The organism is Sphingomonas sp. MMS24-J45, from assembly GCF_044881195.1.
GTDB lineage: Bacteria > Pseudomonadota > Alphaproteobacteria > Sphingomonadales > Sphingomonadaceae > Sphingomonas.
In genome coordinates, this window is the sequence record NZ_CP173255.1 from 2552025 (window position 1) to 2570244 (window position 18220).

The window sequence follows — 18220 nt, forward strand, 5'->3', positions numbered from 1 at the left end:
AAAGGCAAGTGTTTCCCGGCTTGCGCAGCCCGCTCGAGGCACGCAAAGGGGTGATTATCGGGACAAGGAGGGCGCGGTGACCGACGAAACGCTGAACGGATACCGTCAGAGCATCGACAATATCGATGCCGCCTTGGTGTGCATGTTGGCCGAACGCTTCAAGGTGACGCAGGCGGTGGGTCGCTACAAGGCTGCGGCTGGCCTGCCACCGGCCGATCCGGGGCGCGAGGAAGCGCAGATCGCGCGGCTGCGCGGGCTGGCGCGCGATGCCAATCTCGATCCCGATTTCAGCGAGAAATTCCTGCGCTTCATCATCGACGAGGTGATCCGCCACCACGAACAGGTGCGCACAGCGCCCTAGCGGCTGGCGATCTGCCTTAGCCCCGCCGCGACCAGCGCGCCCACCCCAAAGGGTTTGCGAATCACCGAGACACGCGCGCCCAGCACTTCGTCGAGCGCGGCGCTGTCGGCATAGCCGGTCATGAAGACGATCGGCGGATAGCCCTCGGTCTTGCGCATTTCGGCGGCAACCTCGGCACCGCTCATCACCGGCATCGCGAAATCGAGAAAGACGATGTCGGGCAGGCGGTCCGCGAATTCCGCCAGCGCACTCGGTCCGTCGGCGCAGGCGAAGCACGCGAATCCGGCACTTTCAAGCGATTCGACCACGAAGGCGCGCACGTCATCGTCATCATCGACGACCAGCGCGCGCAGGCCCCGCCCCGCGGCAGGATCGGGCGGCCCGTCATGCGTGTCGGCAGCAGCGTCGCCATACTCGTTTGGCAGATCCGTGCTGCACGGCAGGAGCACGCAGATCGTCGTGCCGCGCCCGACGGCCGATCGGATTTCGAGCGTGCCACCCGATTGCCGTGCGACGCCGAACGCCATGCTGAGGCCAAGCCCGGTGCCCGATCCGACGCCCTTGGTCGTAAAGAACGGTTCCAGCGCACGCGCGCGGATTTCCTCGGGCATCCCGGTGCCGGTGTCGGTCAGCGAAAGCTCGACATAGGCACCATCGGGCAGGTCGTCTCGCCCGGCGATCTCCATCGGGCGGGTGGCGATCAGCAGATAGCCACCATCCGGCATCGCGTCGCGTGCGTTGATCGCGAGGTTCAGGATGACGAGTTCGAGCTGCGTTCGATCCCCCTTTACCGCGCAAATGCTGGGGTCCAGATCGACATCGCATTCCACCTGCGCGCCGACGCTGGTGCGCAGCAGTTCCTGCATCCCGTGGATCAAATCGTTCATATCGACCGGCTCGACCGACAGGCGCTGCACGCGCGAAAAAGCAAGGAGCTGTCCGGCCAACTTGGTGCCGCGCACCACACCCTTGCGCGCATTGGCGGCCCAGCGCTGCACCTGATCGGGCCGGTCGGGCTTGCGCTCGATCAACTCGAGATTGCCTGAAATCGCCTGCAGCAGATTGTTGAAATCGTGCGCGATGCCGCCGGTCAGCTGCCCCACCGCCTCGATCTTCTGCGCCTGGATCAAGGCTGCTTCGGCGCGCTCGCGCTGTGCGATTTCGGCCTTCAACTGCGCCAGTGCCTGGTCGCGTTCGTCGATCCGCAGCGACAGCGCAGCATTGGCCATTTGCAATTGCGTGGGGGAGGGGATCGCCAGCGCCTTGGGGATCAGGCGCCACAACAGGATTGCGGTCGGGACCGAGGCGAGCGCGGTGATCGCCTTGACCGCCGCCTCCAGCCCGTAATCGCCGTGCCACAGATTCCATACGCCCAGCACGTGCGACGTGCCGCATGCCAGGATGAAGATCGCGAACAGCCAGATCATGCCGCCGAATTCGACGTCGCGGCGCGACCGGACGAAATGGATCAACGCAATCGGAATCGAGAAATAGGAAAGCGCGATCAGCGTGTCGGAGATGACATGCGTCCAGATCAGCTCGGGTCGCCACAACAGGCAATAACCATGCGGCTGATAGCTTTGCGAAATAAACTGCGCGATCCAATCAAACATCTTCGTCTCGACCCCGTGGACCGTTCGGATCCACTCTTTTCTGGATACCGTGCAAGCTGGCAAGCGGTTTGCCGCGCGGTCGGCGGATTGCCAATCAACGAGGTTAAGCGCGCAAGGAAAAGGGGCCCGCGTCGCCGCGAGCCCCATCCTCTTCCGAAACTTTCGTGCCGCTTTTTAGTCGCGATCACCCGTCAGGAAGGCAGGCGCGAATTCCGGCGCCGGGCCGTCATCGTTGCCGCCCGAACGCTCGGCGCGGGGTGCGCGCTCGCCGCCCGAACCGCCGTCACGACGGGGACCACGGCCGCCATCGCCATCACGACGCGGACCGCGGTCACCACGACCGCCGCCATCGCCGCGACCTTCGCCACGAGGGCCACGCCCGCCGTCACTATCACGACGCGGACCACGCGGACCACGATCGCCGCCTTCACGCGGTTCGCGCGCCGGGCGGGTGTCTTCCAGCTCGGCACCGGTTTCCTGATCGACGACGCGCATCGACAGGCGAACCTTCCCGCGCGGATCGATTTCGAGGACCTTGACCTTCACGGCCTGGCCTTCGCTCAGCACGTCGGAGACCTTCTCGACGCGCTCGTTCTTGATTTCGGACACGTGGACGAGGCCGTCCTTGCCACCCATGAAGTTCACGAACGCCCCGAAATCCACCAGGTTGACGACCTTGCCGTCATAGACCTTGCCGACTTCGGCTTCCTCGACGATGCCCTTGATCCACTTGATCGCGGCTTCGATCTGCGCGGTGTCGGACGACGAGACCTTGATCACGCCTTCGTCGTCGATGTCGACCTTGGCACCGGTCGTCGCGACGATCTCGCGGATCACCTTGCCGCCCGTGCCAATCACGTCGCGGATCTTGCTCTTGTCGATCGTGAGGGTTTCGATGCGCGGTGCGTGCGCCGAGAGTTCCTCACGCGTGTGGTCGAGCGCCTTGGACATTTCGCCGAGGATATGCGCGCGGCCTTCCTTGGCCTGTGCGAGCGCAACGCGCATGATCTCGTCGGTGATGCCCGCAACCTTGATATCCATCTGCATCGTGGTGATGCCTTCGGACGTGCCGGCGACCTTGAAGTCCATGTCGCCCAGGTGATCTTCGTCGCCCAGGATGTCGCTGAGGATCGCGAAATTCTTGCCTTCCAGGATCAGGCCCATGGCGATGCCCGAAACCGGACGCTTCAACGGCACACCAGCGTCCATCATCGACAGCGAACCGCCGCACACCGTCGCCATCGACGACGAGCCGTTGCTCTCGGTGATGTCCGACAGGACGCGGATCGTGTAGGGGAACTCGTCCTTCGACGGCAGCACCGGATGCAGCGCGCGCCAGGCGAGCTTGCCGTGGCCGACTTCACGACGGCCCGGAGCCCCGAAGCGGCCGACTTCACCGACCGAGTAAGGCGGGAAGTTATAGTGCAGCATGAAGTTTTCGTAGGACAGGCCGGTCAGGCCATCGATCATCTGCTCCGCATCCTTGGTGCCGAGCGTGGTCGTGCAGATCGCCTGCGTTTCACCGCGGGTGAACAGCGCCGAACCGTGCGCGCGCGGCAGGAAGTGGACCATCGCCTCGATCGGACGGATCTGCGTGGTGGTACGGCCGTCGATACGCTGGCCGTCCTTCAGGATTGCGCCACGAACGATTTCGGCTTCCAGCTTCTTGACGAGCTTCTGCGCGGCCATCTGGTCCTGCGGTGCGGCATCGGCAAAGGCTTCCTTCGCCTTGGTGCGCGCGGCGTTGAGCAGGTTCGAACGCTCGGACTTGTCGGTCACCTTGTACGCGGCGGCAATGTCCTTGCCGATCAGCTTCTTCAGCTTGTCCTTGGCAGCCGACAGGTCAGCCTGAGCGGCCATTTCCCACGGATCCTTGGCAGCCTGCTCGGCCAGATCGATGATCAGGTTGGCGGCTTCGCGGCACGCCTTGTGCGCGAACTGCACCGCGCCGAGCATGACTTCTTCCGAAAGCTCCTTGGCTTCGGATTCGACCATCATCACGGCATCGCCAGTCGCAGCCACGACCAGGTCGAGATCGCCCGACTTGATCTGTTCGACGGTCGGATTGAGGATGTATTCGCCGTCGATGTAACCGACGCGTGCCGCGCCGATCGGACCCATGAACGGCACGCCCGAAATGGTGAGCGCAGCCGATGCGGCGACCATCGCCAGCATGTCGGGCTCATTCTCGCCGTCATAGCTGAGGACCTGGCAGATCACGTTGATTTCGTTGTAGAAACCTTCGGGGAACAGCGGGCGGATCGGGCGGTCGATCAGGCGGCTGGTCAGCGTTTCCTTTTCGGTCGCGCCACGCTCACGCTTGAAGAAGCCACCGGGGATGCGGCCGGCTGCGCTATACTTTTCCTGATAGTGCACGGTCAGCGGGAAGAAATCCTGACCTTCCTTCACCGACTTGGCGGCGGTCACGGCGCACAGCACCACGGTCTCGCCGAGCGTCGCCATCACGGCGCCATCAGCCTGACGCGCAACGCGGCCGGTTTCCAGGGTCAGGGTCTTGCCACCCCATTGGGTGCTTACGGTTTTGATATCGAACATCGTATTTCCTTCAACGCCGCCGGCCAGATGCCGACGGGGCCTATGTGCGGACTAGCCGGTCCGCGCGGTGTGAAGCCCTTCGTGGCTTCCTTGGCCAGATTGCCGAATTGCAGGCTGGCGAAAGAGGAATGTGAAAACGGCGCCACGAGGGCGCCGTTTCGGTTTTGGTTGGGTTACTTGCGCAAGCCCAACTTTGCGATGAGATCGGTGTAGCGCTGGCCGTCCTTGTGGCGGAGATAGTCCAGCAGCGAGCGCCGCTTGTTGACCATCATCAGCAGACCGCGGCGCGAGTGATTGTCCTTCTTGTGGCCCTTGAAATGCTCGGTCAGGTTGCGAATGCGCTCGGTGAGGATCGCGATCTGGACTTCGGGGCTGCCGGTGTCGCCTTCGACGCGGCCATGTTCCTTGACGAGCGCGTTCTTGCGCTCCGTGGTGATCGTCATGTGTTTTCCTTCGACATCGACTACAGATTGAAACCGCGAACGACGCGGACCTCGCGGTCCTGAACCTCCACCAGCGCAACCGGAACATCGTCCGACGTCGCAAAGTAGTGGCCATCGTTGGCAGCGATCCCGATCAACACCCGCCCCTGTCGGAGCAGCCCTGCCTGATCGGGGGAGAGGGGTAGAGCCGGGATGTCGTCCAGCCCCGCCCTCAACGGCAGGAGTTTGTCTTCAAGGGCGCGGGCCTTACCTAGTTCCGCCAATTTGTCCAGCGATATCGCGTTTTCGAGCGTAAAGGGACCGGCCTTGGTGCGGCGCAGATAGGTCACGTGCCCCACCGTCCCAAGCGCGATCGCGATGTCGCGCGCGAGGCTGCGGATATAGGTGCCCTTGGAGACGTGGGCGGTGAGGGTGATCTCCTCGAACAACTGCTCGGGGTTGTTGGGCATGTCCCAATGGTGCGGGTGCAACGCGTGGATCGTCACCGACCGCCCCGCCAGCACCACGTCATCACCCGCGCGCGCCAGATCATAGGCCCGCGCGCCATCCACCTTCAGCGCGGAATAAGCGGGCGGCACTTGCTCGATCGGCCCAGTAAAGCGCGGCAGCACCGCCTCGACCTGCGCCAAGGTCGGCCGCACCGCGCTCTCGGCCACCACCTTGCCCTCAAGATCGAGCGTGTCCGTCTCCACCCCGAACCCGATCGTGAAATCATACACCTTGTCGCTGTCGAGCATTCGCCCGGCAAGCTTGGTCGCCTCGCCGAGCGCGATCGGCAGCACGCCGGTCGCCAGCGGATCGAGAGTACCGCCATGCCCGACCTTGATCCCGCGCTTGCTCACGTCGAACCCGGCGTCGCGCAAAGCGCGCTTCACCGCCGACACGCCCTGCGTCGAACCCAAGCCCAGCGGCTTGTCGAGGATCAGCCAGCCATGCACCCCGCTCACAATCCCGTGAGCTGCGCGATGCCGAGGAAGATTTCGAACACCGCATTGGCGATCGGCCCGATCAAACGCCGGACGATATCGAGCTGCGGGCTGAGCATCGGCAGCACGAACAGCAGGATCAGCAGCACCGGAAAACCGAAGCGCGCGAGCTTGGCGTATTGGACCGCCGCGGCGCGTGGCAACAGCCCCTGCACGACGTGCCCGCCATCGAACGGCGGCAACGGGATCAGGTTGAACACGCCAAGGAACACATTGACCTGCAGAAAGCTCAGCAGCGACAGGAACGCAAAGCCAGACGCCGTGTAGAGCGCATCGTCGGGTGGCACGCTACCCGAAAAGAACGCCGCGAGCAGCAACGCCGTCAGCGTCGCCAGCACGAAATTCGTCCCCGGCCCGGCCAGCGCAACGAAGATCATGTCGCGGCGCGGGTTGCGCAGATTGCGCCCCTCGACCGGCACCGGCTTCGCCCAGCCGAAGATCGGCGCGTGCGCGATCGCCAGTACCATCGGCAGCACCACCGTGCCGACCGGATCGACATGCCGGATCGGGTTGAGCGTCAGCCGCCCCATCCGCTCGGCGGTATGATCGCCGAACAGTCGCGCGACATAACCGTGCGCCACTTCATGGAAGACGATCGCGATGACGAGAGGGATGAGCCACACCGCGATGGTGTAGGACAAGGGGAGGTCGGTCATGGGTTCCGTTCGCTTCAGCTGGCTTCAGCCAGCTTCTCGCTGAAATGGCGACGGCATAGCGCAATGTACAGGTCGTTGCCGCCAATCTCGGTCTGCGCGCCCGCCGCGACCGCGCGCCCCGATGCGTCGACGCGCAAATTCATCGTCGCCTTGCGCCCGCATTCGCAGACCGATTTTATCTCGATCAGCGAATCCGCAATGGCCAGCAACCGTGCCGACCCCTCGAACAGATTTCCGAGGAAATCCGTCCGCAGCCCGTAAGCGAGCACCGGCACGTTATGCACATCGGCCAGCGTGGCGAGCTGATCGACCTGCGCCCCGGTCAGGAATTGCGCTTCGTCGACCAGCACGCAGGCGGGTTTGGACTCGCCGGTCGCCAGCACGCTCGCGACCAGATCGGTCGCGCGATCGAACGCCAAAGCAGGTGTATCGAGCCCGATCCGCGACGCGATCCTGCCCGCCGCAAAGCGATCATCGATCGCGGCGGTGAACAGCACAGTCCGCATCCCGCGCTCGCGATAGTTGAAATCGGCCTGCAAGAGGTTGGTCGATTTGCCCGCGTTCATCGACGCGTAGTAGAAATAGAGCTTGGCCATCAGATCATCCAGTGAGCCATGTCCCAGTCGCGAGGATGGCGGTGCCGCGCTCAGTCGTCGCCCAGATCCTGCGCCACATGCGGTGCGCGGAGCAGCGTGTCGATATGGCTGCCTTCGTCGAAGCTCTCGTCCGCCAGGAACTTCAGCTTGGCGGCATATTTCATCTGCACGCGCGCGGCGGCTTCGCGCTGCAGATAGGCGGTGTTGGTGCGCAGCGCCTTGAGCACTGCCTCCTCGTCGCGGCCGAGCAGCGGCTTCACGAACACGGTGGCGTGGCGCAGATCGGGCGACATGCGCACTTCGGTGATCGTCACCGGATGCTTGGCGAGCGTCTCGTCATGCACATCGCCGCGCGCGAGGATGTCGCTAATGACATGGCGCATCTGTTCGCCCACGCGGAGCAGGCGGACCGAGCGGGTTTCGGGGGTTTCGGTTGGGCGGCTCATATGCGGAAGTACCAAGCGATGAGAGCGGGGGACACAAGCAGCATAAGGAGCGAAGGCAGGCACGCGACGGTGAAACCGCCGTCGATGCCCTGCCACACGCTTTTCCACACGCGCCTGCGCCTAGTGGCCGGGGATTGCGACGGTTTTAGCCACCTTCCCCGGTCTTTTGGCATTTACAGCGTCCGGTCGCGCAGTTCGACTTCGAACGTCTCCAGGAAGTCGCCCGGTTTGATGTCGACGAAGTTCTGCGTGAAGGTCACCCCGCACTCCAGACCCGCGCGGACCTCGGCCACATCGTCCTTGAAACGACGCAGCGAGGCGATCTCGCCCTGGTAGATGATGACATCGGCCCGGGTGATGCGCGCCTTGAGCGCCTTGCGGATGTTACCTTCGGTGACGAGCAGACCCGCCGCCTTGCCATGCTTGCCGGCCGAGAAGACCTCGCGGATTTCGGCGCGGCCGACGACCGTTTCGAACGCCTCGGGGCCAAGCTCGCCCGCCATGCCGGCGCGGATTTCGTCGGTCAGCGTGTAGATCACGTCATAATATTTGAACGCAACCTTGTGCCGCTCGGCAATCTCGCGCGCCTTGGCGTTGGGACGCACGTTGAAGCCGATGATCGGCGCGCCGCTGGCCCCCGCGAGCGTCACGTCGCTCTCGGTAATGCCGCCGACGCCCGAATGCAGCACGCGCGCCTTGATCAGATCGGTCGAGATCTTGTTGATCGCATTCACGATCGCCTCGACCGAACCTTGCGTGTCGGCCTTCACCACCAGCGGATATTCGATCGCCTGCTTTTCCTTCAAAGCACTGAACATGCTCTCAAGGCTGGCAGGACCACCACCGGTGCGCTTGCTGGTCATCACGCCCTGGCGATATTCCGCCACTTCGCGCGCACGCGCCTCGTTCTCGACCACCGACAGCGGATCACCCGCACGCGGTACGCCCGACAGACCCAGCACTTCGACCGGCATCGAGGGACCAGCTTCCTTGATCTGCTGGCCCTTGTCGTTGGTCATCGCGCGGACCTTGCCGCTCTCGGCGCCGACGACGAAGATGTCGCCAACCTTGAGCGTACCGCGGTTGACCAGCACGGTCGCGACCGGACCACGGCCCTTGTCGAGCTTGGCCTCGATCACGGTGCCTTCGGCCGAGCGATCCGGGTTGGCCTTCAGTTCGAGCAATTCGGCCTGCAGCTGAATCTTCTCGATCAGCTCGTCGAGCCCGGTCTTCTTGAGCGCCGAGACTTCGACGTCCTGTACGTCACCCGACAGTTCCTCGACCACGACTTCATACTGAAGCAGCGCCTCGCGGACCTTCTGCGGATTGGCGTCGTGCTTGTCGACCTTGTTGATCGCGACGATCATCGGCACGCCCGCCGCGCGGGTGTGGTTGATCGCTTCCACCGTCTGCGGCTTGATGCTGTCATCGGCAGCGACCACCAGCACGACGATGTCGGTGACGTTGGCACCGCGCTGCCGCATTTCGGTAAAGGCTTCGTGGCCGGGCGTGTCGAGGAAGGTGATCTTCGACTTGTCCTTCAACGTCACCTGATACGCGCCGATATGCTGCGTGATGCCGCCGGCCTCGCCGCGCACCACGTCGGTACCGCGCAGCGCGTCGAGCAGCGAGGTCTTGCCGTGATCGACATGGCCCATGATCGTCACGACCGGCGGACGCGGAACCGCATTCTCGTCGTGATCCTCATTCGTGTCGTTGGTCAGGTCGACGTCCGAATCCGATACGCGGACGATGTTGTGGCCGAATTCGGTGACGAGCAGTTCGGCCGTGTCCTGGTCGATCGTCTGCGTCATCGTGACGGGCATGCCCATCTTGAACAGCGTCTTGACCAGGTCGGCGCCCTTTTCCGCCATGCGGTTGGCGAGTTCCTGGACGGTGATCGCTTCCGGCACGACGACGTCGCGGACTTGCTTGGGCTGCACTTCGCGCGGCCCGCCCATCCGGCGGTTTTCCTTCTCACGCGCCCGCTTCAGCGCGGCGAGACTGCGCGCACGCGCGCCGTCGCCATCGTTGAGCGCACGGTTGACGGTCAGCTTGCCGCCGCGACGCTCGTCGCCCTTGCGATCGCGCTGACCCGGCCGTGAAGGCGAATCGGTCGAAACCGGCGCGGAGACGCCGATCGCGGGACGCTTCGGCGCGCCGCTGCTGGCGGGCGTGCTCGTCTCGGGCGTTGGCTCGGGCGCGGGCGGTGGCGGCGCCGGGCGGGGCCGCTCGGGCCGTGGGACCGGCGAGAACATGCGCGGCGCGGGCAGCGACGGATCGAGACCCAGCGTCAGGATCGGCGGTGGCGGCGGAGGGGGTGTCGGAACCGGAGCAGGCGCCGGTGCTGGCGCTGCGGCGGGCGCAGCGACAGGTGCCGCGGCAACCGGAGCAGCCGCTTCGGTGGCCGGCTCAGGGGCGGGCTGCGGCGCGGGATCGGGCGCGGCTGGGCTGTCGGGCGCATCACCGGCGCGGCGATTCTCCTCGGCGCGGCGACGCTCTTCCTCTTGCGCTTCGAGACGCTCGCGCTCCTCGCGGCGACGCGTTTCCTCCAGCGCGTTCATCCGCGCTTCCTCGGCTTCGCGCAGCAGCTTGGCCTGCAGCTCCTGGCGGGAGAGCAGCGAATTGCCGGGCGAGACGGGGGCGGCTGCGGGCGGCGGGGCCGGGCGCGGTGCCTCGGCGACGGGCGCGGGGGCAGGGGCCGCTTCCACCACGGGCGCTTCGGCCGGACCACCGGGGCCGAGGATGCGGCGCCGCTTCACTTCGACCACGACGGTGTTCGACCGCCCGTGGCTGAAGCTCTGCTTTACCTTGCCGGTCTCGACCGTGCGCTTCAGCCCCAAGGGCTGGCGCATTCCGAGTTTCGGCTTTTCGTTGTCGGTGTCGCTCACTCAAGTTCCTCGCATGTGTCGTCGTCCGCGCCCGGCTTGCCAGTTCCGCTCGTGGTATTTTGAAGCGCCGATGCGCCCTGCGAAACGGTTTCGCAAGACTCAAGGGCGGGATGGGATCCGATGAAATGCAGCCAGCGGGTCAGCGTTTCGCTCACCCGCCGCGCCGCATCGCGCTCTGTCAGGCCGATATGTACCACATTCTGCCGACCCAGTGCCACGGCCAATATGGTGCGCGGCACTGGCAGTGCCAACCCCCTGAGCGTGCTGCCTTCTTCGTCATTGCCGACGCGCCACGCCTGGTCGAGCTTGCGATTGCCGTCGCTGCCCGCATCGCTTGCGTGGAGCAGCAGATGCAGCTTGCCCGATCGCGCCGCCGCCTCGATTTTTTCGGCACCCGTCAGCAGATTGCCGGTGCGCGCCTCCAGCCCCAGCCGGTCGAGCACCGCGCGTTCGAGTGCGCTGCCGGTCATCGCGGGCAGATCGTCGGGAATCGCAATCGTCCCGGTCTTGAACGCGCGCGCGAGGGCAGCTTTCAGCTTGCCCTTGGCGATCGCGGTCTCAAGCTCGGCGCGGGTGACGCCGATCCAGGCGCCGCGGCCCGGTGCCTTGGCACGCACATCCGGGAACACCGCGCCATCGGGCGACAGCGCCAGTCGAATCAGCGAATCACGCGGCGCGCGCTCACCCAGCAGGATGCAGCGACGGATCGGGTCGGGCGCGTTCATAGTCCTGCCCTCCCTGGAAGGGAGGGGGAGCGAGCGCCCGCCTTGCTTTGCCTGAGCGCCTAGCGTCTCATTGCGAGGATTCCGCATTAGCGTCCTCCTGCACTTTAGGCGCATCGCGGTCGACGATCAGCATCCCACCCGCACCGTAATTTTCCGTCGAGACTTCCTCGATCACGATCTGCACCGCAGCCGGGTTCTTGCCCAGCCGCTCGACGAGCGACTGGGTGACGTCCGCCACGATTGCAGACTTCTGCTCCTTCGTGGCGGTGCCGGAGATGCGGATCGAGACGAAGGGCATCAGGCCTGCTCATCCTCGAACCAGTGCGCGCGCGCGGCCATGATGATCTCATTGCCCTGCGCTTCGGTCAGGCCATATTCGCCGAGCACGCCGCCCTTGTCCTCGGGACGCTTGTTGGGCTCGGTGCCCTCGGCGCGGCGGCGCTGTTCCTGGCGCTTCTTCTGGATCAGCTCGTCGGTCGCCAGATCGGCGAGATCGTCGAGCGTCTTGATCCCGGCCTTGCCGAGCGTGACCAGCATCGCTTCGTTGAGGTGCGGCAGTTCGGCCAGCGCATCCTCGACGCCCATCGCGCGGCGTTCCTCACGATTGGCGGCTTCGCGGCGCTCGAGCGCCTCGGCAGCGCGGCTCTGCAGCTCGGCGGCGAGATCGTCGTCAAAACCTTCGATCGAGGCGATTTCGTCGACCTCGACATAGGCCACTTCTTCCAGCGCGCCGAAGCCTTCGGCGACCAGCAGCTGCGCCAGCGTCTCATCGACGTCGAGCTCGGTCTGGAACATTTCGGTGCGCTCGGCGAATTCCTTCTGGCGCTTCTCGCTGGCATCGGCCTCGGTGAGGATGTCGATCGCCTTGCCGGTGAGCTGCGACGCCAGACGCACGTTCTGGCCACGACGGCCGATCGCGAGGCTGAGCTGATCGTCGGGAACGACGACTTCGATGCGATCTTCTTCCTCGTCAATCACGACGCGGCTGACCGACGCCGGCTGCAGCGCGTTGACGACGAAGGTCGCGGTGTCGGGCGACCAGGGGATGATGTCGATCTTTTCGCCCTGCATTTCCTGTACGACGGCCTGAACGCGGCTGCCCTTCATGCCGACGCACGCGCCGACCGGGTCGATCGAGCTGTCATGGCTGATGACACCGATCTTGGCGCGCGAACCCGGATCCCGGGCAGCGGCCTTGATCTCGATGATGCCGTCGTAGATTTCGGGCACTTCCTGCGCGAACAGCTTCTTCATGAAATCGGGGTGCGCGCGGCTGAGGAAGATCTGCGGCCCGCGGTTTTCACGGCGCACGTTGAGGATCAGCGAACGGATGCGGTCGTTGACGCGCACCACTTCGCGCGGGATCTGCTGATCGCGGCGGATGACGCCTTCGGCGCGGCCCAGGTCGACGACGACGTGACCGAACTCGACGCGCTTGACCACACCGGTGATGATCTCACCCATGCGGTCCTTGAATTCTTCATGCTGGCGCTCGCGCTCGGCGTCGCGGACCTTCTGGAAGATGACCTGCTTGGCGGCTTGGGCTGCGATGCGGCCGAATTCGATCGGGGGCAGCGGATCGACGATATAGTCGCCGACTTCCGCGCCCTTCTGGAGCTTCTGCGCTTCCTTCAGGTTCACCTGCTTGAAATAGTCATCGACCGCCTCGACCACTTCGACGACGCGCCACAGGCGGAGGTCGCCGGTGTTCGGATCGAGCTTCGCGCGGATGTCGTTTTCGGCGCCGTAGCGGGCCTTGGCGGCGCGCTGAATCGCGTCCTCCATCGCCTCGATCACGATCGCCTTGTCGATCATCTTTTCCGATGCAACGGCGTTCGCAATCGCGATCAGTTCGGCGCGGTTGGCGGTGACGCCGGTATTCCCTGCGGTGGCCATCAGTTGGTTTCCTCTTCAGCGGCACTGTCGGCCGGTTCGTCTTCAATTTCGTCTATCCCCTCCATCGAGAGGGGCGCGTCGCCGCGATCAGCGCGTCGGTCAGCAGCAGTTTGGCCGTGCCGACGGCGGAAAAGGGCACGTCCATCTCGCCCTTGGTCGCGACATAGATGCGGATCAGGTCGCCCTCGACACCCTTCAACAAGCCGGTCAGCACCTTGCGTCCGTCGATCGGCGCGGCGAGCGCGATGCGCGCTTCATGGCCTTCCCAATCGATGAAATCCTTGAGCCGCGTCAACGGACGGTCGATCCCCGGCGACGACACTTCGAGGCGGTATTCCTCGGTGATCGGGTCGCGCCCCTCGGCTTCGAGCTGGTCGAGCACGTCCGAGATGCGGCGCGACAGTTCGGCGCAATCGTCGATCGTCAGCTGCCGCGTGTCGGGCCGCTCGGCCATCACTTGCAAGGTCAAATCGCCCTTGCCGCCGAACAGCTTCACGCGCACGAGATCAAAGCCGAGCGCTTCGGCTTCGGGCGCGATGATCGCGGTGAGATCGGGCGTTTGTTGCAAGCACTGGTCCTCGGTGCCGGAACCGGGTGGCTCCAGCCTCTTCACCGTAACGATGTAGAGAGTGATCGCGATATAGGCCGCTCGCGGTCGGCTGGCAACCATGCAATATCATGGGGCGTTGGGCGCAGCAGAGGCCAGTCCGGGAGAAGTTGATGTTCGGTCGTTTCGTATTCGCCGCCGCCTTGCTGGCGGGCACCGCCTGTTCGGCGCAAGGGCCGCAGAAACTGCCGCGCAACGCGCCGGAGGCGACGGTGAAGAACGTCCCCGCGACCACCGGTCGCGCGAACCTGCGCGAAACCCCGCCCCCTTTCACCATGACCAAGATCGGGACGTTCACCGAACCCTTCGCGCTGGCGATCCTGCCCAATGGCGCTGCGCTGGTGACGGAAAAGGCCGGGGTGCTGAAGCTGCGCTGGACCGATGGCGCGGTGGCGAATGTTGGCGGCGTGCCGCGCGTTGCGGTGGTCGATCAGGGCGGCTTGCTCGACGTGGCGCTCGCCCCCGGCTTCGCGCGCGATCGCGGCGTATATCTGACCTACTCCGAGCCCGGCAAGGATGGCGCGGCGCTGGCGCTGGCTCACGCGACGCTGAAAATCACGCAGGTCCAGTGCGTCCGCGCGCCATGCCCGCCGCAAGCCTCGCTGGAGGGTCTGCGCGTCCTCTGGCGCTCCGGCATGAACGGCGTCGGCGGGCAGTTCGGCGCGAACATCGTCTTCGCGCCCGATGGCAAATCCCTGTTCCTGTCGTCGGGCGAACGCCAGCGCTTCACGCCTGCGCAAGACCCCGGGCAGCGGCTCGGCAAGATTCTGCGCCTGACTCTCGACGGCAAGGCATGGCCCGGCAACCCGATGTACAAGGCCGGCGGCGCGCGCGCCGAGACGTGGAGTACCGGCCACCGCAACCCCTACGGCCTCGCCTTCACCGCCGACGGTCGGCTGTGGGAAGAGGAGATGGGCCCGCGCGGCGGCGATGAGCTCAACCTGATCCTGCCGGGCAAGAATTACGGCTGGCCGATCGTCTCCAACGGCGACAATTATTCGGGCCAGATGATCCCCGATCACCCCAGCCGCCCCGACCTCGAAGCACCGAAACTGTGGTGGAACCCGTCGATTTCACCCGGCGGCATGATCGCCTATTCGGGCGCGATGTTTCCCCAGTATCGCGGCAATTTGTTCATTGGCGCGCTTGGCGGTCAGGCGCTGATTCGTGTTGCGGTGAATGGCGACACGGCCAAGGCGGTCGAGCAATGGTCGATGGGCGCGCGCGTCCGCGACGTGGCGCAGGCCCCCGACGGCGCGATCTGGCTGATCGAGGACGAAGGCGCGCTGCTGCGGCTGACGCCGAAGCGCTAGGGTCGTAACCAAATCCCGTTCGGGCTGAGCCTGTCGCAGCCCTGCAGCCCCCGCGCGAGGGGGCAGCTGCCCTTCGACAAGCTAAGGGCGAACGGAGGGTGTGTTCGTCGCCCGGCGCGAAACCCTTAATCCGCGTCCCCGAACACCGCAGCCCGCTTCTGCATGTTCGCCGCGACCTGTTCCATCATCGGCGGCTGGCCGATCACCGCGATCTGCTCCCGCGTCTCCGCCTCCAGCATCGTCAGCGGATCGGCATCGTGCGCCATGTTGCACAGCCGCTTGGCGCCGCGAATCGCATTGGGGCTCCTCGCGGCAATGTCGCGCGCCAGCGCCATCGCGGCGGCGTGCGGGTCCTCCGCGATGCGCGTGATGAAGCCGTGGTGCAGCGCCTCCGTCGCATCGAATTCGCGCGCGGTATAGACCAGTTCGCGCAACACATCGTCGCGCACCAACCCGCGCCAGATCGGAAAGCCTGCCATATCGGGCACCAGCCCCCAGTAACTCTCGCGGATCGCAAAGCGCGTGGTCGGCGCGGCGATGCGGATGTCGGCGCCCGACATGATCTGAAACCCGCCGCCGAACGCGACACCGTGGACCGCCGCGATCACCGGCATCGGCAGGTTGCGCCAGCCCCAGGTGACATGCTGCGGCAGGATCGATCCCTGCTCGTTGCGGTCGACGCGCGACAGGCCCGATCCGCCGCCCGCCATGCTCGCCATGTCGAGCCCGGCGCAGAACGCCTTGCCTTCGCCCGACAGCACGACGCAGCGCACATCCTTGCGCGGGTGCAAAGCGTCGATCGCTTCGCCGATCCCCTCGAACATCGCCGGGTCGATCGCGTTCATCTTGTCTGCGCGCGTCAGCCGCACGTCGGCGATATGATCGGTGACGGTAATCGATACGCGGTCGTTCATGCGACTTTACTCCCGGCCCCAGCCTCTGCTGGCTTAGCCCAATATTGATCTCGCAGCAGGCGCTTATACAATTTTCCGGTGGCGTGCCGCGGTAATTCGGCGCTGAAATCGATCTGGCGGGGCGTCTTCACCCCCGACAGTTCGGCGCGGCACCAAGCGGTAAGTTCGCTGGCCAGTGCCTCGCCCGCTTCGGCCATGTCGACCGGCTGCACCACCGCGACGACGCGCTCGCCCATTTCGGGGCAGGGTGCGCCGATCACCGCAACGTCCGCCACGCGCGGATGGGTGATCAGCCGGTTCTCGATTTCCTGCGGATAGATATTCACGCCGCCGGAGATGATCATGAAGCTCTTGCGGTCGGTCAGATACAGATAGCCGTCCGCGTCGATCCGCCCGATATCGCCGAGCGTCGACCAGCCGAGCGCGTTGCGCGCCTCCGCCGTCTTGGCCGGATCGTTATGATATTCGAACGCGCCGCCGCCTTCGAAATAGACCAGGCCTTCCTCGCCCTGCGGCAGCTCGCTGCCATCCTCGCCACAGATGTGCAGCACGCCATACGCCGCCTTGCCGACCGAACCCTTATGCTCCAGCCACTGCGCGGAATCGATCGTGGTCAGGCCATTGCCTTCGGACCCGGCATAATATTCGTACAGCACCGGCCCCCACCATTCGATCATCGCCTCTTTGACCGGTACCGGGCAGGGCGCGGCGGCGTGAATCGCGACCTTCAGGCTAGACAGATCGTGCCGCGCCCGCGCGGCGGCATCGAGCTTCAACATCCGCACGAAATGCGTCGGCACCCATTGGCTGGCGTTGACGCGGTAGCGCTCGATCGCGGCGAGCGCCGTCTCGGGGTCGAAATGCTGCAGCATCACCACCGTCCCGCCAAGCCGCTGGACTGTCATCGACCAGCGCAAGGGCGCTGCGTGGTAGAGCGGCGCGGGGCTGAGATAGATGCTGTCCGGCCCGAGGCCATACAGCCCACGCGCAAGCATCATCAGCACCGTCGGCGCGGCCATATCGGGGTCTTCGGGCAGCGCGACGCGCACACCCTTGGGTCGCCCGGTCGTGCCGGAGGAATAGAGCATGTCGATCCCGGCGCGTTCGTCCCCGATCGGCGTATTCGGCAGGGCGGCGACCGCATCGTCCCAGCTTTCCCAGCCCGGCACCTGACCGCCGACCACGAAGCGCAGCGTCTCGGCGCTTACGCTATCTGCGCTGCCGGTCAGGCTGGCCGAAACGATCAGCATCTTCGCGCCGGAATCGCTGACGATATAGTCGAGTTCGGCGGCGGTCAGCTTGGTCGAGATGCACACGAAGAACAGCCCGGCACGCTGTGCGCCCCAGGCGATGTCATAGAATTCGGGCGTGTTCTCCAGCATCAGCGCGATCGTATCGCCCGCCACCAATCCGCGCGTGCGGAACAGGTGGGCGGCGCGGTTCGACCGCGCGTCGAGTTGGGCAAAGCTGATCGTCTCGCCGGTTTCCGCGACGATCAGCGCGGGCTTTGCGGGATCGGTCCGCGCATGGATGCTCGGGTGCGACATGGTGGCCTCTCCAGGCTTTTGGTTTCGTTTTGCAACCCGATGCTAGCCGCGCGTTTCGGGCACGGCAAGCCGGTAGCCAAGCCCCTTTTCGGTATGGAGCATCGCCTGGTCGAAGTCGCGGTCGAGCTTCGCCCGGAGCCGCGAGACGTGCGCGGCGACCAAGTTGGTGCCGGGATGAAACCGCAGGCCCCATACGGCGCTCAGCAGCGCATCCTGTGACACGATCTGCCCGGCCTGTTCGGCGAGATGGAGGAGCAGGCGGTACTCGCGCGGCAGCAGGCCGAGCGCTCGCCCGTCGCGCATCGCGGATCGCTCGACTCGGTCGATCAGCAGCGGCCCTAGCCGCAGCGCGGCGGGCAGGCGCCGCACCAGCGCCGCCAGCCGCGCCGCGATCAACCCGTCACTTGCCGACACGGCCACGGCGTCGTCCGCGCCCGCATCGATCGCCGCTGCGACGGCGGCGTCCCCGCCGCGCACGACGTGCAGCGTGGGTATAGCGGGCACGGCATTCGCCCAGGCCGCATCGCTCCCCACGAAGCGCAAGCCCGCGCGAACGCGCTGACTGGTCGAAACCAGATGCAGACCGCGCTTGGCGATTTCTGCGGAAAGCCCAGGGCGTACGGTTCCGAAAGCGACGACGGGTTCCACAATCCAACGCTATACCGCGAGC

The 18220-nt window shown here is 65.4% G+C and carries 16 protein-coding genes and 1 pseudogene; 2 read left to right on the forward strand and 15 right to left on the reverse strand.

Translation table 11 applies throughout. The annotated features are described in order from the left end of the window. Positions 1-76 precede the first annotated feature (76 nt). On the forward strand, positions 77-361 hold the full coding sequence (locus AB5I39_RS12390) for a chorismate mutase (protein ID WP_404367233.1): 285 nt from the start codon (positions 77-79) through the stop codon (positions 359-361). On the opposite strand, the gene AB5I39_RS12395 is transcribed toward AB5I39_RS12390, so the two are convergent. From AB5I39_RS12395 to rimP, 12 genes and pseudogenes are all read right to left on the reverse strand, one after another. Then, complete coding sequence (locus AB5I39_RS12395) at positions 358-1974, reverse strand: response regulator (protein ID WP_404367236.1); 1617 nt, start codon at positions 1972-1974, stop codon at positions 358-360. The genes AB5I39_RS12390 and AB5I39_RS12395 overlap by 4 nt on opposite strands. 174 nt (positions 1975-2148) lie before the next feature. Then, positions 2149-4530 (reverse strand): polyribonucleotide nucleotidyltransferase, encoded by a 2382-nt coding sequence (gene pnp, locus AB5I39_RS12400; RefSeq protein WP_404367238.1) that lies wholly within the window; start codon positions 4528-4530, stop codon positions 2149-2151. 173 nt (positions 4531-4703) lie between these two features. Then, positions 4704-4973, reverse strand: coding sequence for a 30S ribosomal protein S15 (gene rpsO, locus AB5I39_RS12405; RefSeq protein WP_404367240.1), 270 nt, complete (start codon positions 4971-4973; stop codon positions 4704-4706). Between the two features lie 20 nt (positions 4974-4993). Further along, complete coding sequence (gene truB, locus AB5I39_RS12410; protein ID WP_404367243.1) at positions 4994-5920, reverse strand: tRNA pseudouridine(55) synthase TruB; 927 nt, start codon at positions 5918-5920, stop codon at positions 4994-4996. After that, entirely contained in the window at positions 5917-6615 is a 699-nt protein-coding gene (locus AB5I39_RS12415) for a site-2 protease family protein (RefSeq protein ID WP_404367245.1), read from the reverse strand. Before AB5I39_RS12415 ends, truB begins: the two co-directional genes overlap by 4 nt. Before the next feature lie 14 nt (positions 6616-6629). Beyond that, positions 6630-7211 (reverse strand): thymidine kinase, encoded by a 582-nt coding sequence (locus AB5I39_RS12420; protein WP_404367248.1) that lies wholly within the window; start codon positions 7209-7211, stop codon positions 6630-6632. Between the two features lie 50 nt (positions 7212-7261). Next, entirely contained in the window at positions 7262-7657 is a 396-nt protein-coding gene (gene rbfA, locus AB5I39_RS12425) for a 30S ribosome-binding factor RbfA (RefSeq protein ID WP_404367251.1), read from the reverse strand. Positions 7658-7830: 173 nt separating this feature from the next. Next, the gene (gene infB, locus AB5I39_RS12430) at positions 7831-10548 is read right to left on the reverse strand and encodes a translation initiation factor IF-2 (protein ID WP_404367254.1); all 2718 of its coding nucleotides are present in this window, start codon (positions 10546-10548) and stop codon (positions 7831-7833) included. Next, positions 10545-11273: a DUF448 domain-containing protein gene (locus AB5I39_RS12435; protein ID WP_404367257.1), complete on the reverse strand. Its 729-nt coding sequence runs from the start codon at positions 11271-11273 to the stop codon at positions 10545-10547. The genes infB and AB5I39_RS12435 overlap by 4 nt, the downstream gene beginning before the upstream one ends. Before the next feature lie 67 nt (positions 11274-11340). After that, a complete protein-coding gene (locus tag AB5I39_RS12440; RefSeq protein ID WP_404367260.1) occupies positions 11341-11571 on the reverse strand; it encodes a 4-oxalocrotonate tautomerase family protein in 231 nt (76 codons plus the stop codon). Beyond that, complete coding sequence (nusA, locus tag AB5I39_RS12445) at positions 11571-13169, reverse strand: transcription termination factor NusA (protein WP_404367263.1); 1599 nt, start codon at positions 13167-13169, stop codon at positions 11571-11573. Before nusA ends, AB5I39_RS12440 begins: the two co-directional genes overlap by 1 nt. Next, positions 13169-13737 (reverse strand): annotated as a pseudogene (gene rimP / locus AB5I39_RS12450) (ribosome maturation protein RimP). The gene nusA and the pseudogene rimP overlap by 1 nt, the downstream one beginning before the upstream one ends. A gap of 152 nt (positions 13738-13889) precedes the next feature. Between rimP and AB5I39_RS12455 the strand changes: the two are divergent. After that, positions 13890-15089 carry a PQQ-dependent sugar dehydrogenase gene (locus AB5I39_RS12455; protein WP_404367266.1) on the forward strand — a complete coding sequence of 400 codons (1200 nt, stop codon included), beginning with the start codon at positions 13890-13892 and terminating at the stop codon, positions 15087-15089. Positions 15090-15214: 125 nt separating this feature from the next. On the opposite strand, the gene AB5I39_RS12460 is transcribed toward AB5I39_RS12455, so the two are convergent. From AB5I39_RS12460 to AB5I39_RS12470, 3 genes are read right to left on the reverse strand one after another with little or no spacing between them, the layout of a single operon-like run. Then, positions 15215-16003 (reverse strand): crotonase/enoyl-CoA hydratase family protein, encoded by a 789-nt coding sequence (locus AB5I39_RS12460; RefSeq protein ID WP_404367269.1) that lies wholly within the window; start codon positions 16001-16003, stop codon positions 15215-15217. After that, positions 16000-17550 carry an acyl-CoA synthetase gene (locus tag AB5I39_RS12465; RefSeq protein ID WP_404367271.1) on the reverse strand — a complete coding sequence of 517 codons (1551 nt, stop codon included), beginning with the start codon at positions 17548-17550 and terminating at the stop codon, positions 16000-16002. The genes AB5I39_RS12460 and AB5I39_RS12465 overlap by 4 nt, the downstream gene beginning before the upstream one ends. Positions 17551-17592: 42 nt before the next feature. Next, positions 17593-18198, reverse strand: a complete 606-nt coding sequence (locus tag AB5I39_RS12470; RefSeq protein ID WP_404367274.1) for a winged helix-turn-helix domain-containing protein — start codon at positions 18196-18198, stop codon at positions 17593-17595. Between the last annotated feature and the right edge of the window lie 22 nt (positions 18199-18220).

Bases quoted from the DNA above. Each gene is read 5' to 3' on its own strand.
- AB5I39_RS12435 (WP_404367257.1), bottom strand. From the start codon at position 11,273: ATGAACGCGCCCGACCCGATCCGTCGCTGCATCCTGCTGGGTGAGCGC.
- AB5I39_RS12460 (WP_404367269.1), bottom strand. From the start codon at position 16,003: ATGAACGACCGCGTATCGATTACCGTCACCGATCATATCGCCGACGTG.
- nusA (WP_404367263.1), bottom strand. From the start codon at position 13,169: ATGGCCACCGCAGGGAATACCGGCGTCACCGCCAACCGCGCCGAACTG.
- AB5I39_RS12395 (WP_404367236.1), bottom strand. From the start codon at position 1,974: ATGTTTGATTGGATCGCGCAGTTTATTTCGCAAAGCTATCAGCCGCAT.
- AB5I39_RS12415 (WP_404367245.1), bottom strand. From the start codon at position 6,615: ATGACCGACCTCCCCTTGTCCTACACCATCGCGGTGTGGCTCATCCCT.
- rbfA (WP_404367251.1), bottom strand. From the start codon at position 7,657: ATGAGCCGCCCAACCGAAACCCCCGAAACCCGCTCGGTCCGCCTGCTC.
- rpsO (WP_404367240.1), bottom strand. From the start codon at position 4,973: ATGACGATCACCACGGAGCGCAAGAACGCGCTCGTCAAGGAACATGGC.
- AB5I39_RS12465 (WP_404367271.1), bottom strand. From the start codon at position 17,550: ATGTCGCACCCGAGCATCCATGCGCGGACCGATCCCGCAAAGCCCGCG.
- AB5I39_RS12440 (WP_404367260.1), bottom strand. From the start codon at position 11,571: ATGCCCTTCGTCTCGATCCGCATCTCCGGCACCGCCACGAAGGAGCAG.
- AB5I39_RS12420 (WP_404367248.1), bottom strand. From the start codon at position 7,211: ATGGCCAAGCTCTATTTCTACTACGCGTCGATGAACGCGGGCAAATCG.
- pnp (WP_404367238.1), bottom strand. From the start codon at position 4,530: ATGTTCGATATCAAAACCGTAAGCACCCAATGGGGTGGCAAGACCCTG.
- AB5I39_RS12455 (WP_404367266.1), top strand. From the start codon at position 13,890: ATGTTCGGTCGTTTCGTATTCGCCGCCGCCTTGCTGGCGGGCACCGCC.